Origin of the sequence: Mesorhizobium sp. M2E.F.Ca.ET.209.01.1.1 (assembly GCF_004010375.2) — a bacterium.
Classification (GTDB): Bacteria; Pseudomonadota; Alphaproteobacteria; order Rhizobiales; family Rhizobiaceae; genus Mesorhizobium.
On sequence record NZ_SADP02000183.1, the window covers coordinates 1 to 448 of the forward strand.

Annotated in this window: 1 riboswitch. The window is 65.6% G+C overall.

The features are described 5' to 3' along the window. Positions 1 to 225: 225 nt before the first annotated feature. A riboswitch (glycine riboswitch) is annotated at positions 226 to 328 on the forward strand. Positions 329 to 448: the final 120 nt, after the last annotated feature.

The window sequence follows — 448 nt, forward strand, 5'->3', positions numbered from 1 at the left end:
ATGAATTCGGGTATCCGGCCATGATAGGTGGGGATTGAGCCCGATGCCATGCAGCGGTGCACAAAACGCATGGCCGGGCCATCGGCAATTCAGGCGCGGCGGCCGGCCCCGGAGGCGGCCGGCGGGCCCGCAACGGGCTATAATCGGCGGGCAACACGGTGGGAGAAGCGGAACACCGCTGCCGAAGGCGCAACGCCCGTAATCGCTCAGGCCCGATACCACCCGTAACAGAACTCTGGAGAGACCGGTTCGATCCGGCGCCGAAGGGGCACGAAGCCGCGGTTTTCCGCGCTTCCAAACTCTCAGGCAAAAGGACAGCGGGAGCGGCACCGGTCATCGTCATCCCGTCATTGCGCAGGCAGTGGCGGTCGTCGCGCATGGCCGGCCCCACCGCGCCCGGAGTCTGTCCCATGCTGCTGTCCATCATCTACCTGATTGCCATTTCCGC